Annotated in this window: 15 protein-coding genes and 1 tRNA gene; 7 read left to right on the forward strand and 9 right to left on the reverse strand. The window is 51.4% G+C overall.

Going from position 1 to position 14,488, the window contains the following annotated elements; genetic code table 11:
• Positions 1 to 38: 38 nt before the first annotated feature.
• Positions 39 to 371: a hypothetical protein gene (locus KV190_RS08965; RefSeq protein WP_460192930.1), complete on the forward strand. Its 333-nt coding sequence runs from the start codon at positions 39 to 41 to the stop codon at positions 369 to 371.
• Here KV190_RS08965 and glmU read toward each other — a convergent pair.
• On the reverse strand, positions 368 to 1,717 hold the full coding sequence (gene glmU, locus KV190_RS08970) for a bifunctional UDP-N-acetylglucosamine diphosphorylase/glucosamine-1-phosphate N-acetyltransferase GlmU (protein ID WP_460192931.1): 1,350 nt from the start codon (positions 1,715 to 1,717) through the stop codon (positions 368 to 370). The two genes, KV190_RS08965 and glmU, sit on opposite strands and share 4 nt — an antisense overlap.
• A gap of 214 nt (positions 1,718 to 1,931) precedes the next feature.
• Between glmU and KV190_RS08975 the strand changes: the two genes are divergently transcribed.
• From KV190_RS08975 to KV190_RS08985, 3 genes are read left to right on the forward strand one after another with little or no spacing between them, the layout of a single operon-like run.
• On the forward strand, positions 1,932 to 2,660 hold the full coding sequence (locus tag KV190_RS08975) for an HpsJ family protein (RefSeq protein WP_460192933.1): 729 nt from the start codon (positions 1,932 to 1,934) through the stop codon (positions 2,658 to 2,660).
• 37 nt (positions 2,661 to 2,697) lie between these two features.
• Positions 2,698 to 3,867, forward strand: a complete 1,170-nt coding sequence (locus KV190_RS08980) for a SpoIID/LytB domain-containing protein (RefSeq protein ID WP_460192934.1) — start codon at positions 2,698 to 2,700, stop codon at positions 3,865 to 3,867.
• Between the two features lie 52 nt (positions 3,868 to 3,919).
• Positions 3,920 to 4,558: a histidine phosphatase family protein gene (locus KV190_RS08985; RefSeq protein ID WP_460192935.1), complete on the forward strand. Its 639-nt coding sequence runs from the start codon at positions 3,920 to 3,922 to the stop codon at positions 4,556 to 4,558.
• Position 4,559: 1 nt separating this feature from the next.
• Here the strand turns inward: KV190_RS08985 and frr are convergent, their stop codons facing one another.
• The 3 genes from frr to KV190_RS09000 all read right to left on the reverse strand — a co-directional run bounded on the left by frr (position 4,560) and on the right by KV190_RS09000 (position 5,949).
• The gene (frr, locus tag KV190_RS08990) at positions 4,560 to 5,108 is read right to left on the reverse strand and encodes a ribosome recycling factor (RefSeq protein ID WP_149819259.1); all 549 of its coding nucleotides are present in this window, start codon (positions 5,106 to 5,108) and stop codon (positions 4,560 to 4,562) included.
• Positions 5,095 to 5,823: a UMP kinase gene (pyrH, locus tag KV190_RS08995; RefSeq protein ID WP_460192937.1), complete on the reverse strand. Its 729-nt coding sequence runs from the start codon at positions 5,821 to 5,823 to the stop codon at positions 5,095 to 5,097. The genes frr and pyrH overlap by 14 nt, the downstream gene beginning before the upstream one ends.
• Before the next feature lie 52 nt (positions 5,824 to 5,875).
• Positions 5,876 to 5,949, reverse strand: a tRNA-Arg gene (locus KV190_RS09000).
• Positions 5,950 to 6,014: 65 nt separating this feature from the next.
• Here KV190_RS09000 and nblR point away from each other — a divergent pair.
• Both nblR and KV190_RS09010 read left to right on the forward strand, forming a co-directional pair.
• Positions 6,015 to 6,704 carry a response regulator transcription factor NblR gene (nblR, locus tag KV190_RS09005; RefSeq protein ID WP_460192939.1) on the forward strand — a complete coding sequence of 230 codons (690 nt, stop codon included), beginning with the start codon at positions 6,015 to 6,017 and terminating at the stop codon, positions 6,702 to 6,704.
• Positions 6,685 to 7,197, forward strand: coding sequence for a DUF192 domain-containing protein (locus KV190_RS09010; RefSeq protein WP_460192941.1), 513 nt, complete (start codon positions 6,685 to 6,687; stop codon positions 7,195 to 7,197). The genes nblR and KV190_RS09010 overlap by 20 nt, the downstream gene beginning before the upstream one ends.
• 24 nt (positions 7,198 to 7,221) lie before the next feature.
• Here the strand turns inward: KV190_RS09010 and KV190_RS09015 are convergent, their stop codons facing one another.
• Positions 7,222 to 7,392: a hypothetical protein gene (locus KV190_RS09015; protein ID WP_460192942.1), complete on the reverse strand. Its 171-nt coding sequence runs from the start codon at positions 7,390 to 7,392 to the stop codon at positions 7,222 to 7,224.
• Between the two features lie 225 nt (positions 7,393 to 7,617).
• Between KV190_RS09015 and chrA the strand changes: the two genes are divergently transcribed.
• Positions 7,618 to 8,850: a chromate efflux transporter gene (gene chrA, locus KV190_RS09020; RefSeq protein WP_460192944.1), complete on the forward strand. Its 1,233-nt coding sequence runs from the start codon at positions 7,618 to 7,620 to the stop codon at positions 8,848 to 8,850.
• A gap of 160 nt (positions 8,851 to 9,010) precedes the next feature.
• Here the strand turns inward: chrA and KV190_RS09025 are convergent, their stop codons facing one another.
• From KV190_RS09025 to KV190_RS09040, 4 genes are all read right to left on the reverse strand, one after another.
• Positions 9,011 to 9,988, reverse strand: coding sequence for a ParB N-terminal domain-containing protein (locus tag KV190_RS09025; protein WP_460192946.1), 978 nt, complete (start codon positions 9,986 to 9,988; stop codon positions 9,011 to 9,013).
• A gap of 37 nt (positions 9,989 to 10,025) precedes the next feature.
• Entirely contained in the window at positions 10,026 to 10,892 is an 867-nt protein-coding gene (locus KV190_RS09030) for a ParA family protein (protein WP_460192947.1), read from the reverse strand.
• 32 nt (positions 10,893 to 10,924) lie between these two features.
• Entirely contained in the window at positions 10,925 to 13,588 is a 2,664-nt protein-coding gene (clpB, locus tag KV190_RS09035; RefSeq protein ID WP_460192948.1) for an ATP-dependent chaperone ClpB, read from the reverse strand.
• 92 nt (positions 13,589 to 13,680) lie between these two features.
• Complete coding sequence (locus tag KV190_RS09040) at positions 13,681 to 14,442, reverse strand: hypothetical protein (RefSeq protein ID WP_460192949.1); 762 nt, start codon at positions 14,440 to 14,442, stop codon at positions 13,681 to 13,683.
• Positions 14,443 to 14,488: the final 46 nt, after the last annotated feature.

Raw genomic sequence — 14,488 nt, forward strand, 5'->3', positions numbered from 1 at the left:
ATAAGATGAACTTAATCAGACGAGTTTAGGACTCTGCCATGAGTACCCCGATTCCGCCGATTCAGCTTCCCCCCTGTGGTGACTGCACTGCGGATGCGGCATGGTTGGAGGCAGCCCTGCTCAATTGGCTCAATACCGAGTATTTACCGGAAGCTGTGAATCTGGCGATCGCCCAGCGGGCCGCCCAAGTGTACCGCCGTCAGCGCCTAGAAGGGGAGCATGATCTAGGCGGCATTCTCTTGGCTCTGGTCACGGAGTTGCAAGAGTTTGATTTTTCCCAAAGCTTCTATAGCGAGTTTGCGGTTGCCAATGCGGTGAGTGATCTGCTCCTGCGGCGGCTGGGCATTGAACCCTGCTGTGGGGCAGGCTAGGCTTTGGGGTGCCAGTTGGGCTTGACCACTTGACGACAGCGGGCAATGACAAGGGCGTTATCCGGTACATCTTCTGTGACCGTTGAACCCGCCGCCACCGTGACATTTTCGCCGAGGGTTACCGGCGCCACTAAAACACTGTTAGCCCCAGTCTTGGTGCCGCTACCGATATGGGTGGGGTGTTTGCGGACGCCGTCGTAGTTGGCGGTAATCGTTCCTGCCCCGATATTGACGCGATCGCCCAAGGTGGCATCACCTAGGTAGGACAGATGCGAGGCTTTGGTATCACTGCCCAACTGCGCTTTTTTTAGCTCGACAAAGTTACCAATGCGGCAGTGATCGGCAACCAGACTTTGCTGGCGGATGTGGGCAAAAGGCCCCACTTGGGTATCATGGCCAATCTCACTGTCGCTAATCACGGCATAGCGAGCTGTCACCCGTTCGCCAATGACACTATTTTCAATCAAAGTACCGGGGCCAATGATGCTACCACTGCCAATACGGGTTTGGCCGCGCAGGTGAGTTTGGGGTTCAATCACCACATCTGGTGCTAGCTCAACGGTATCTTCAATCGTGGTACTGGCCGGATCAATGAGGGTCACCCCCGCCTGCATCCAAGCGTTTTTGATGCGATTTTGCAGCACTTGATAGGCTGCCGCTAACTGCACGCGATCGTTAACCCCCAAAATTTCCTCATAGTCTTCCACGTCCACCGCCATCACAGGACTGAGGGCATTAACCGCATCCGTGAGGTAGTATTCCTGCTGATCATTGTTGGATTGGAGATGGGGCAACACAGCAGCCAGTTGCGGCCAGTGGAAACAATACACCCCAGCATTGATGCGGCGGTTTTGCTTTTGGGCTGTGGTGCAGTCACGGTCTTCAATAATTTGCTTCAAGATATTCTGACTGTCACAAATCACGCGGCCATAGCCTTGGGGGTTGGGAATTTGTGCCGTTAAAATCGTGGCTGCATTGTTGTGTTTCTGGTGGACTGCGAGTAACTTCGCCAGTGTCTCTCCACGCAAGAGGGGCACATCGCCATTCAGCACTAAAAGATGGCCTTCATAGTCCTTGAGGTGGGGCAAAAGCTGTTGCACAGCATGACCCGTTCCCAGTTGTTCGCGCTGCTCGACAAATTCCACGTGGGGCTGATCGGTTAACGCGGCACGGACAGCGTCTCCCCCATAGCCAATGATCACAAACTGCCGTTGCGGTTGCAGAGATTGAACTTGGTGCAAAACCCAGCCCACCAGCGATCGCCCACCTAGGGGATGGAGAACTTTTGGCAGCGAGGATTTCATCCGTGTGCCTCGTCCTGCCGCTAAGACTGCCACAATGACCATGGATTTGTTGTGCCTCAATGCGCAAAGGGATGGCGAACGAGCAATACTGGGGGAAAGCAGCCCAGCCGCATCAGCGCCATGCACAATTGGAGTATACCAAGGTTGCGGTAGCCAAAGATAGCAGCGCCACAGGCGAGTCGATGCGCCCAAGATGAATCAACGGCACCAAAATCCAGTAAGGTTGATGCAGTAGTTGACGAGTCACTCACAGTCCATGACCGCTTCCAAATCAACCAAGCGACCTGTCCCCTTGGCGGCTCAGTTCCTAAAACTGGTGGGCATCATCCTACTCCTCACCTTTTTGGTCGAGTGGGGCATTCTCTTTATTACTCCCCAGTTCAATAACAGCCAGTGGCAACTCACGGTCGTCAACCAATTCATTGAGCGCGGTGCCACCCCCTTGATTGGCTTTGTCTTTATCTACACTGGCTTTTGGATCCAAGCAGTCTCTGGGAGTGCGACGCAGCCGGAGCCGGGGGAACCTGCCCTCAAGGATTGGCGATTTTGGGTCTTTGTCCTCTCGAGTTTGCTGGGATTGCTCTGCCTACTGGGGATTCCCCTCTACCTATCGATTACAGGGCAAATTACGGAACAGGCGGTCAACCAAATCAATCAAGAGGCGGCACAGGCAGAAATTCGCGTTGAGCAGGAACAGCAGCAAATTAAACAACTGGCCAGTAGCGGTCAACTGGAGCAACTCCTGAAAAGCAATCAACTGCCCCCCGATCAACAGGCGATTCTCGAGCAGTTACAAAAAGACCCCCAAGCCCTCGATAAACAAGCGGGTCAGGCACGGGAGCGCATCCGCAGCCAACAACAGGAAGCGGTGAATCGGGCGCAACAGGAAGCCTTTGTGAATCGTCTAAGGGTAGGAATTCGTAGTTTTCTATTGGCAGTGGGCTTTATTACCATTGGTTGGAGTGGTCTGCGCGAGCACCGCTAGGCATCGTCACCATTGCCGCCTACCTGAGGAGTAAAACATGCTTTACCTCATTGTGCGTTGGCGTCTTTTGTCGCAGTCGCTGGGTCTTGGCTGCTTGATCAGCTTGTTGCTCCAACTGACGGCCACAGCCGTGGAATTGCGGGTCGCGGTTTTAGATCGGGTACGTCAAGTCACAATCAGTAGCTCCACCCCAGCGCAGTTACGGGATGAGGCGGGTCGGGTGCTGACAGTGGCACCGCAGCAGAATATTACAGCGGTTCTGACGGGGGCGGGGGTACAAGCAGGGGGGGTGCGGGGGCGGCAAGTCTTCCTCGAACCTCGAGACCATGGCCTCGTGCGCGTGGGCGATCGCTGGTATCGCGGGCGGTTGCAATTGGTGAGTACCAGTGAGGGGATTATCGCCATCAACCTCGTGGATTTAGAGGAGTATCTGCCCAGTGTCGTGGGCAAGGAAATGTATCCCTCTTGGCCGCTGGAAGCCCTGAAAGCCCAAGCAGTGGCCTCCCGTTCCTTTGTCCTCTTTCGGCGCGATCGCGAACGCCGTCGTCCCGGTAGTCTTTTTGATGTGGGTGCCACGGTCACCCATCAGGTGTATCCGGGGGTCAGTTCAGAAACCGCCAGTACCTTAGCTGCGGTTGCCGCCACACGCGGTCAAGTGCTCACCTACAATGGCCAAATCATTGAAGCCGTCTTCCATGCCTCTTCAGGGGGGCACACCGAAAATTCAGAGCACGTTTGGCAAAATGCCGTTCCCTACCTGCGCGGTACCCCTGACTTTGACCAAGTCTCCCCCAACTTTCAGTGGACGGTGCGTTTCACCGCAGCACAACTGCAACAACGCCTCCCCGGTATTGGTACCATCGTTGGCTTTCGCCCCTTGCAATTGACCCCCCAAGGGCGAGTCATGTCGGTGCAAGTGGTGGGCACAGCGGGTAGCCGCACCATTTCAGGCAGTGAACTACGGCGGGTGTTGGGACTGCGCAGTACCCTACTGACGATTACGCCAGAGTATGGCAATGTGGCCAGTCAAAGGGGGCAAAGTGTGCCAGTGGCCTTTACGATTACCGGTCGGGGTCACGGTCATGGCTTGGGCATGAGTCAATGGGGGGCTTACGGTATGGCATTGCAGGGCTACACCTACGACCAAATTTTGGGGCATTATTACCAAGGCGTTACATTGAGTGTATTGGACACAACTCAGCGTTGACGAGTTTTGTGCCCCTCGACTATGCTGCCCCTAGCGGTATGGGGTGAAGGTTGTGGTCTTAACACTCTATTTCTTGCGCCACGGGCAAACGAGCTTTAGTCGCGCCAATGCCTACTGTGGAGAACTGGATCCACCCTTGACGGATGCCGGTCTAGCAATGGCTGAGGCCTTTGCCGAACACTATGCCCAGTTGCCTTGGCAAGCCGTCTTTGTTAGTCCCACGTTGCGCACTCGAACCACGGCACAGTTTTTGTGCGATCGCGTGGGTCTTCAGATGCAGGTTCGCGATGGTTTGCGGGAAATTTACTATGGTCAGTGGGAAGGCCTCTCCCCAGAAGAGGTGAATGCTAAGTTCCACGATGACTATGTGCGCTGGCTGGCGGATCCGGGCTGGAATGCCCCCACGGGGGGTGAGCGGGGAATTGACATCTACTACCGCAGTAATGCCGTTCTCTTAGAAATTGAACGGGAGTATCCCGACGGCAATGTTCTGCTGGTTTCCCACAAGGCCACCATTCGGATTATGCTCTGTGGTTTTCTGGGTATTGATGTGGGACGATTTCGCGATCGCATTGCTGCCCCAGTGGCCAGTGTCAGTATTGTCGAATATACCTCCCGTGGGCCATTGCTCCTTGCCCTTGCGGAGCGATCGCACCTAAGTCCCGAACTGCGACAGTTGCCGGGCACCTAGCCTATACGGTCATAATGTCCTTTTCTTTCTCGGCGAGCAGGGCATCAATTTTGCCGATGTATTTATCGGTGAGCTTTTGCACTTTCTCCTGCAAGTCCTTCACTTCATCTTCAGTGAGTTCGCCAGCTTTGCCCTCTTTTTTGATGTGATCAATGGCATCGCGGCGGATGTTGCGAATGGCAACTTTGCCCCCTTCGGCAATTTTGGCGGCGGTTTTCACCAGTTCTTTGCGTCGCTCTGTGGTCAAGGGTGGAATATTGAGGCGGACGCTGGAGCCATCGTTGTTGGGCGTCAGCCCTAAGTCAGAGAGTTGAATGGCTTTTTCAATGCTGGCCAATGTGGAGCGATCGTAGGGCTGAATCAAAATCGTGGTTGCATCGGGGGTGGAGATATTGGCCAAGGAGCGCAGGGGGGTTTCCGTGCCGTAGTAGTCCACCATCACCCGGTCTAATAACGCCGCGTTGGCGCGACCCGTGCGGATACTATTAAAGTCATGCTGGGTTGCTTCAACCGATTTTTGCATCCGCTCTTCGACATCAGCTAATTTCACAGGAGCCTCCAACCATCGTACCAATGGGTTCCCCAGTCAAGGCGCGGTAGATGTTACCGGCTGTTTCTAAACTAAACACAATAATGGGGATATCATTATCTTTACACAGGGCGATCGCTGTACTGTCCATCACCGCCAAGTTATGGGTAAGGGCATGGGTGTAGGTGAGACTGCGGTAGCGACGCGCATTAGGATTTTTGTGGGGATCAGCGTCATAGACGCCATCTACCTTAGTGGCTTTGAAGATGACTTCCGCATCAATTTCGGCCGCTCGCAGGGCCGCTGTTGTGTCCGTGGTAAAAAAGGGATTTCCTGATCCTGCCCCAAAGATCACTACCCGTCCCTTTTCCAGATGGCGAATGGCACGGCGACGAATATAGGGTTCGGCCACCTCCTGCATGGCGATCGCCGTCTGTACCCGTGTGGGCACATTCATTTGTTCGAGGGCGTCCTGAAGGGTCATGGCATTCATAACGGTGGCAATCATACCGATGTAGTCTGCGGTTGCCCGATCCATGCCAGCAGCCGCTCCTTTCATACCGCGAAAGATATTGCCACCCCCCACCACAATGGCGGTTTGAACTCCCGCTTGCACCACTTGAGCAATTTCGCTAGCAAATGCCTGTACCACTTTTGGATCAATGCCGTAGTTCAGGTTGCCCATGAGGGCTTCACCGCTCAATTTGAGCAATACGCGGCGATATTTAGGACTCATTGCGAGGATTCTTGCACTCCAATACGCTCCCCATCAACGATAGCAGGTTAGACGCGCCCGGTTGGACTCGAACCAACGACCAATCGCTTAGAAGGCGAGTGCTCTATTCCGCTGAGCTACGGGCGCATTTTTGAACATTTTCCCACAAGGCATAAGCTGAAAGTAAGATCTCCATAGTAAGGATGATTGAGATGGAGCTAAATTCTCCCCCTTCACGTTTACTTTTGGTCTGTGCTGACAACCACTTGTCACAGCGCATGGGGCAAGACCTTCAGGCAGCAGGCTATGACCCCGTGATTGCAACAACGGAAAAGGAATGTCACTTAGCCTGCGCAGAATGGCAGCCTGCCCTGATCATCATGGATCGCTATTTGGGGCGGCTCAACAGTATGGAGTTGTGCCAGCGGTTGCGCCAGCAGGGGATTAATTTGCCAATTCTACTGATGCTGGAGAGCGATCGCCTAGAGGATCGGGTGGCGGTGCTGGAGTCAGGTGCCGATGATTATCTACTGCTGCCCTATAGTCCCAAGCCCTTTTTGCAAATGATTCAGCTTTATCTGAAGCCGCCAGTCACCCAAAGCGAGGTGTTGCGATTTGATAATTTGACGCTTGATCTCTTGACGCGGCGGGCGGAGCGCAATGGACGCACGATCGATCTAACGATGAAGGAGTATGAACTACTGAAATTTCTCATGGAGCATCCCCGCGAAGTCCTCACCCGTGAACAAATTTTAGAAAATGTCTGGGGCTATGACTTTTTGGGAGAATCCAACGTCATTGAAGTGTATATTCGCTATCTGCGGTTGAAGATTGAACCCGATGGCGAAAAACGGTTGATTCACACAGTGCGAGGAGTAGGGTATGTTCTCCGTGAAGCCTAAGTTACGCTGGCTCGTTCTGGGCTTAGTCACCTTGGGGTTACTGCTGGGCTGTCAAAGTCTGAGCCAAGGGGATCCGGCAGCACCCCCGCAAATGGTTCGCGGCATTCCGCAATATCTGCCTATTACGGCCAAGGCGCGCATTCACGATACATGGATTCAGTTGGAAGTGGCGCGCACACCCGCACAGCAGCAGTTGGGTTTGATGTTTCGTCCTGAATTGCCGGGCGATCGCGGGATGCTATTTCCCATGTCTCCACCCCAAGTGGCTAGCTTCTGGATGAAGAACTGCCTGATTCCCCTTGACTTGATTTTTCTCAGGGACGGTAAAGTGGTGGCGATCGCCCCAGAAGCCCCCCCATGCCAAATACCCCCTTGCCCCACCTACGAGTCGGGGGTTCCCGTGGATGCCGTTTTAGAACTGGCGGGTGGCCGCGCCGCTGAATTGGGACTCAAGGTCAATGATCCTGTAGAAATACAGTACTTGGCGCCTTGACTGATGGACAGGATTCTTCAACTCTTAAAATTTATTATCATTCCAAAACACCTTGCTTAAATCTCGTGCTACACCTTTGCTAATAGACTCTCCTAGTTTCCTAGCCTCTTCTGCGGCTCTTATGTCTCCTCTTTTTCTACTGCTTTTTTCTTCAATTACGGTAAAAATCAGACCCACGATGCCAAGAGCAGCCATGGTTTTTGGACTAAATATCTTGTCGAGCATAGTCTAAATCCTTGCAAGAAGTTTTGCGACTAATATAATTTAGCCAGAATCTTAAATTAAGTCCCAAAACCCTGTCAAGGTTTGTTTCATAATTTTTTACCGCATGCACAATTGAGGTTATTCCTTGTTTATCACTTGACTATATGGCAATATAAGAAACCACAATCAACTATCACCATCGCGAGGGAGCAACCCATGCTGGAGTCCGAGATCGAAGAGTCATCGTCCCCCCTATCTCTGAATCTCTGGGAAATGACCGCTGTATTTCTGAAACTGGGCAGTATTGGCTTTGGCGGTGGAATTGCCATGATCGCCCTGATGGAAAATGAGTTTGTTAAGCGACGGCGGCTCTTGGCCATTGATGAATTCCTACACGGGGTTGCCCTCAGCCAAATTCTAGGATCGTTCCCCGTCAATACGGCGCTCTTTATTGGCTATCGTCTCCATGGCTTTTGGGGCGGTCTCTTGGGCAGTCTGACCTTTCTGCTGCCGTCCGTTGTGGCGGTGATTTTACTATCTTGGCTCTATTTTGGGTTTCATACGATTCCCTCATTGCAAAGTGCCCTTGCGGGGCTGACACCAGTGGTCATTGGCATTATCTTGGCAGCAGTCTGGTCAATGGGGCAAAAGTCCGTGCGCTCGACGGTAACGATCGCGATCGCCATTGCGGCCTGTCTCGGCAGTTTGACCCACATTAATCCCTTGCTCATCCTTGGCAGTGGCGGCATGATTGGTCTCATTCTCCAACTCAGCCCACCCACAAAAACCACAAAACTCCAAACTTCCCAAAAATCCGCCCTCGTTGGCTTACCCCTAGCGATCCAGACCCTACCCCACCAAGCTGCCCAAATGGCAACTGCCGCTTCTCAACCCGTTCAGTGGCTGACCCTAGTGCTTACCTTCCTCAAAGTGGGCATTGTTTTCTTTGGTGGTGGCTTCGTTCTGATCCCCGTGCTGAAACAACTGTTGATCGATCAGTTGCATTGGCTAACGCAGCAGGAATTTATTGATGGTGTGGCTATTAGTCAATTGACTCCGGGACCGATCGCTGTCATTGCCACTTTTGCCGGATTCCGTGTTGCTGGTATTGGTGGTGCTCTTTTGGCAACCGTGGCCTTATTTTTGCCATCGCTACTATTGATGTTTGCTCTTGCCCACTACTATCAAGTGGTGAAGCATCTCCAACGGGTGAAGCAATTTTTGGCAGGGGTCAATCCTGCGGTGGTGGGTATGGTGTTGTCAGCAGCCATTAATCTTGCGCCTGCAATCGTCCACCTCGATCAGCCCGTCAGTCTCATTCTCAATAGCGTGCTCTTGGTCTTTTCCCTTGTAGCGATTACGCGCCTCAAATGGCACCCAGCGATCGCCCTTGCTGTGGGAGCAGCAGTTGGATTATTCGGTGGCCAATGGTTAACTGGTACCGCCTAGCGGGAAAAACTTGGGGGGACAGGACAGTTTTTAAGTTTTTCCAAGCTGCTGAACGTTATATTCAAACATCTAGCCAGATCCTCAAGGGATTTGAAGGGATTTTAATGGCGATAGTTCAGAATCTTTTTGAGATGACTTTCTCTAGTCCTCTTAGCGACTCCTACCTTCTTGAACTATTCCTCGATCTGCGCCTTGTTTCGTTCGTTTTTAACTCAGGCTGATTTTTATCTCTCGGAGAACTTGATGGCGTTTCTATTGATGTGGATGGTGATACTTGCGAAGCTGGAAATTCAGCTATTGTGATATTGATTTTTTCTAAGGCTACTTGCATTTCTTGTAGAACCTTACGCATCACTCGATTTTGCTCTGAAAGCCGTTGATTTTGTTCCGAAGGCTGTTGATTCTGCTGCTGTATTTCTTTAAGAGACTGATGCATAGCTTGATTTTGCTCTGCAAGCTGTTGATTCTGCTGCTGCATTTCTTTGAGGGACTGATGCATAGCTTGATTTTGCTTTGCAAGCTGCTGACTCTGCTGCTGCATTTCTTTGAGGGACTGAAAAATAGCTTGATTTTGCTTTGCAAGCTGTTGATTCTGCTGCTGTATTTCTTTGAGGGACTGAATAGTAGCTTGATTTTGCTCTGCAAGCTGTTGATTCTGCTGCTGCATTTCTTCGAGGGACTGAACAGTAGCTTGATTTTGCTCTGCAAGCCGTTGATTTTCTAGGTGAGATGTCTTAATGGAATCTTTGTTGGAGTTGCTCGCTGGTGAGTCAAAAGCTAAAGGCTCTGTAGTTTGTTCTTGCGTTTGTTCTTCTGTCACCTCAGAAATTGGAGAGTGAGACTGAATTTGACTGAGAATGGCAGCTTCTATTTCTGGTGTGTCATTTTCCTCAAGAATCAGAGCATTAATTCTATCAAGTTTAGCTTTTTGAGCAGCGTAGTACTGCTGGTAACCGGTGAGAAGCTCGTATGTATGGCATGATAATCGAGGGCCTAATCGCTTAACGACCAAAGGTGGAAAAGCAGTTTTAGATATTGACAAATACTCAGTCATGCGTTCAATTTCACTCTCCTTAAAGGGTAGAGCTGGATTCTTAACTTGAATGTTTGAAACCGAAACTTGTTTGTAGCTAATCATCTTTAACCTTTATTCATGATTTACAATCTAAGTCGGATCAATTCCTCGTCAACCATATTAGCTCTTTTGCTAAATTCTCAAACTGAATTGCAGATTCAGAGTTTCGTCTATATCTAAAGATTGACTGGGGTTCTGGTATTTCGTCATCACCAATGGTGACTACACGATGTAAACTGTTCGCGAGATCTGCACTCTCTTTGATAATTGTTTCCATAATTCTAAGATCATATTTCCTAGCAATCTGTTCCTGTAAATTTCTAAAACGCAAAGAATTGCAAGTTTGCCCATGAATTTTTGAAGGAAGAATCCCCACAATTTGCAACTGATTTTTCCCTAATACTGCTCTGATTTCTGAAAATTCTTGATTAATACGATCAACAAATACTTTTACATATTTTAGGCCTTGGTTAGCAAAGGGGCGAAAATCTGAAGGAATCATCACGTAATCTGAAGCAACTAGGGCAATTTGCGCATAGGTATCTAGAGCGGGAGGTGCATCAATAATCACAAGATCATAATCATCTCTTGCTTCTTGTAGCTTTTCTAGTAAGCTAATATGAATAGCATCGATTTGTCGCAAATCGTCCACCATTTCAAACTCTACTAGATCAATATGGGCAGGAATAACGTCGATCTCTGGATCATTAAAGGAATCTGACCGCCGAACGACTTCCGAAATGAAGTATTCATTCTTGAGAATGTGAAGGATATTAGCATCCCGTAGCGTATCATCTTCCTCAGAGAAGAACTTCATCAAACCGACAGCAAAGGTGGTATTGGCTTGAGAGTCAATGTCAATCACTAAAACTCGCTGCCTTTGCCGGCGAAGTGCAGCCGCTAAGTTGACGGTTACAGTGGTTTTCCCCACACCACCCTTGTTGTGATAAATGGTAATAACTTTCACGCTTCTTTCCTGTCGAGTAGGTTACTGAAGGCTTAGGAGGCGGCGACGGTGTCGCGATCGCCTGCACCTGCGAGGTTGGCAGGGCTAAAGGTCAACTCACCATTGACCAAATCTACCAAAATCGTATCGCCGGGTGCAAAGACCTCTTCAAGGATCTTCACGGCGAGGGGGTTCTCCAATTCCCGTTGAATGGCGCGCTTCAGAGGACGTGCCCCATAGACTGGATCAAAGCCCACCGCCACCAAATGATCTAGCGCTGCCGGGGTGAGGCGCAGGCGAATTTTTTGATCTGCAAGGAGTTTCTCCACCCGTTGCAGTTGAATTTGGGCAATCTGTGCCAGTTCAGTCCGTCCTAGACCATGGAAGAGGATCAGGTCATCAATCCGGTTGAGAAATTCGGGGCGAAAATACTTTTGCGCACTTTGGAGTACCCGTTGGCGCATTTCCTCATAACGACTGTCATCCCCGGCCAAATCTAAAATATGCTCGCTGCCCAAGTTGCTGGTCATAATGATCACGGTATTGCGGAAGTCCACCGTCCGCCCTTGGGAATCAGTGACACGGCCATCATCGAGCACCTGCAAGAGCACATTAAAGACTTCCGGATGGGCTTTTTCCACCTCATCAAACAGAACCACGGCATAGGGACGACGGCGAATCGCTTCCGTCAGTTGCCCGCCACTGTCAAAGCCCACATACCCCGGTGGTGCGCCAATCATGCGGGAGACGGCGTGTTTTTCCATGTACTCCGACATATCAATGCGCACAAGGGCATTTTCATCATCAAAGAGGGCTTCGGCGAGGGCACGGGCCAGTTCTGTTTTACCAACCCCGGTAGGCCCCATAAAGAGAAAGGAACCAATGGGACGGGCAGGATCTTTCATGCCGGCTCGCGCTCGGCGAATCGCGGCGGCCACGGCGGCCACGGCATCGGTTTGACCAATCACCCGCTGATGGAGGACTTGTTCCAGTTGCAGGAGCTTTTGCCGTTCCGAGGCCATCAGTTTTTGCAGGGGAATTCCCGTCCACTTGGCAACAATTTCAGCAATGTCGGCTTCGGTGACTTGATCGCGCAAAAAGGTGCCGCCTTCGGCCTGAAGTTCCAAAAGTTGTGCTTCGGTGCTTTCCAACTCCCGTTGCAGTGTCTCGAGCCGACCATATTTAAGTTGAGCAGCTTTGTTCAGGTTGTAGTCGCGCTCTGCTTGCTCGATTTGCAGCTTTACCTGATCTTCTTCTTCCTTGAGGCTGTTGATGCGCTCTAGGAGGTCTTTTTCGGCTTGCCAGCGGGCTTGCATGGCCTGTTGTCGCGGTTGCAGTTGGGCAATTTCCTCTTCGATGCGCTGAAGGCGATCGCGGGTGGCTTGCAGTGGTGCTTGGCTCAGGGGCAGACTTTCTTCCTGCTTGAGGGAGAGTTTTTCCATCTCCAGTTGCCGCAGTCGCCGCTCAAGGGCTTCCAGTTCAGCGGGCTTGGTGGTGATTTCCATTTTCAGCTTGGCCGCCGCTTCATCCACGAGATCAATGGCCTTGTCGGGCAAAAAGCGATCGCTAATATATCGATCCGAGAGCATCGCCGCTGCCACCAATGCCGAGTCGGTAATTTTGACATTGTGGTGAATTTCGTAGCGATCCTTGAGACCCCGCAAAATCGAGATCGTATCCTCAACACTGGGCTGACCAATATACACCTGCTGGAAGCGCCGCTCAAGGGCAGCATCCTTCTCAATATGCTTGCGGTACTCGTCTAGGGTGGTGGCACCAATACAGCGCAGTTCGCCCCGCGCCAACATCGGCTTCAGGAGGTTACTGGCATCCATCGAGGAGTTTTGATTGGCACCGGCACCAACCACGGTGTGCAGTTCATCAATAAAGAGAACAATTTGACCGTCGGAATGGGTCACTTCGTGGAGAACCGCCTTGAGGCGATCTTCAAAGTCGCCACGAAACTTGGCACCCGCCACCAAACTCCCCAGATCAAGGGAGATCAACCGCCGATTTTTGAGGGATTCTGGCACATCCCCATTGATAATCCGCTGGGCAAGGCCTTCGGCAATGGCGGTTTTACCCACACCCGGTTCACCAATAAGCACGGGATTATTTTTGGTGCGGCGGGAGAGCACTTGAATGACGCGGCGAATTTCTTCATCGCGGCCAATGACGGGATCCAGTTTGCCTTGGCGGGCTGCTTCGGTGAGATCGCGACCGTACTTTTCAAGGGCAGCGTATTTATTTTCGGGGTTTTGGTCTAAGACTTTTTGGGCGCCGCGAATGGCTTTGACGGTAGCCGCCAACTGCTCGCGATCGCAATTCAAAGCGCGGAACAGACGTTGACCAATGCGGCGATCGCCGACAAACGCGAGGACAAGATGCTCAATCGAAATAAACTGATCCTCTTGCTCTTGGCGCAGACGATTGGCTTCATCAAGAAGGGCATCCAAACTGCGGCCACAGTAGAGTTCGCTCCCCGTTGGCACGCGGGGTTGCTGCTTGGCAAAGTCCATCAGCCGCTTGAGAACCCATTCAGTGTCAATATCGGCTCGTTCAAAGATCAGTTGCCCCAGTCCCTCTTCCCGCAGGAGGGCAATCATCAGGTGCTCTGTTTCCAGATATTGGCTGCGATATTCCCGTGCCACATCTTGGGACTTAACAATGGCTTCCCATGCTTTATCAGTAAACTTTGTTGGATCCGTTGGTTGCATAGTGATAATTGAGGGCAAAACCCCACCGACCGTGAATGCATTATGCCATCTTCAGTTTAATAGAGAGCCAGTCGTCACACTTGCAGGATGACTTATAGAGGCGGCAAATAGAGAAACTGTCGCAGGAGATTAGCGAGTTCTTTCTTGCTGTCATAGCCGCTACTGTAGTACTGCCGCAGGGGAACTGTCTCGCCAGAAGTGAGGTGCACCACGACGCGATAGAGGCGATCGCCATCGGAATCCACGGAGCTTTCAATCGCAATGTCGCTGATCTCGCGCAAGCGCAATTCCTTCTGAGTGCGGCGGAAAAAATTTGCATGGAGAATCGTCAAGGTGCCACTGCCCCGATCCAAATCCACGGTTAAAACAGGGGTGAAAGAAAGGAAACTCATCCCTACCAGAAAGAACACCCCCGCAATAATCCCAATGAGCCAGCGATCGTCCACACACGCTGAAAGTTCAGTTTGATTGGGATTGGCTAAGAACTGGTTAATTTGCTGCACCATGGCGGCGCGATCGCCCGGCTCCGAGGAGGCAATCCCTAATATGGTTGAATTGTCCGCTACTTCAAGAACGACGCGGTACATGCGATCGCCTTCACTGTCAATGTAGTCTTCCAACTTTGCCTGTCGCAGTAGAGGCAGAGGAATTTTCACCCGCTCTTGGCTCACGAAAGAGGTTGTGGTGGTGATGCACTCATAGGGCAGGGTTTGGCGTTGGCAGTGAATTTCTGCAACTGGAAAGAAGCTCAGCATCAACGTAGGGACAAGAGCAAACACCCCACCCATAAACCAACTCAGCAAAGGGCGTTCCCGCAGGCGCAAGCGATAGTCCGTTTGCTCCAAGATTTTCATAAAAACCTCCGGGAAACCGCATCCCCTTGTGGGTGGGGTAATTGAC

The organism is Thermosynechococcus sp. FA-CM-4201, assembly GCF_054689355.1.

What these genes read in the sequence shown, in the direction of transcription:
- KV190_RS08965 (WP_460192930.1), top strand. Translation starts at nt 39, where the DNA reads ATGAGTACCCCGATTCCGCCGATTCAGCTTCCCCCCTGTGGTGACTGC.
- glmU (WP_460192931.1), bottom strand. Translation starts at nt 1,717, where the DNA reads ATGGTCATTGTGGCAGTCTTAGCGGCAGGACGAGGCACACGGATGAAA.
- KV190_RS08975 (WP_460192933.1), top strand. Translation starts at nt 1,932, where the DNA reads ATGACCGCTTCCAAATCAACCAAGCGACCTGTCCCCTTGGCGGCTCAG.
- KV190_RS08980 (WP_460192934.1), top strand. Translation starts at nt 2,698, where the DNA reads ATGCTTTACCTCATTGTGCGTTGGCGTCTTTTGTCGCAGTCGCTGGGT.
- pyrH (WP_460192937.1), bottom strand. Translation starts at nt 5,823, where the DNA reads ATGAGTCCTAAATATCGCCGCGTATTGCTCAAATTGAGCGGTGAAGCC.
- nblR (WP_460192939.1), top strand. Translation starts at nt 6,015, where the DNA reads ATGGAGCTAAATTCTCCCCCTTCACGTTTACTTTTGGTCTGTGCTGAC.
- KV190_RS09010 (WP_460192941.1), top strand. Translation starts at nt 6,685, where the DNA reads ATGTTCTCCGTGAAGCCTAAGTTACGCTGGCTCGTTCTGGGCTTAGTC.
- KV190_RS09015 (WP_460192942.1), bottom strand. Translation starts at nt 7,392, where the DNA reads ATGGCTGCTCTTGGCATCGTGGGTCTGATTTTTACCGTAATTGAAGAA.
- chrA (WP_460192944.1), top strand. Translation starts at nt 7,618, where the DNA reads ATGCTGGAGTCCGAGATCGAAGAGTCATCGTCCCCCCTATCTCTGAAT.
- KV190_RS09025 (WP_460192946.1), bottom strand. Translation starts at nt 9,988, where the DNA reads ATGATTAGCTACAAACAAGTTTCGGTTTCAAACATTCAAGTTAAGAAT.
- clpB (WP_460192948.1), bottom strand. Translation starts at nt 13,588, where the DNA reads ATGCAACCAACGGATCCAACAAAGTTTACTGATAAAGCATGGGAAGCC.
- KV190_RS09040 (WP_460192949.1), bottom strand. Translation starts at nt 14,442, where the DNA reads ATGAAAATCTTGGAGCAAACGGACTATCGCTTGCGCCTGCGGGAACGC.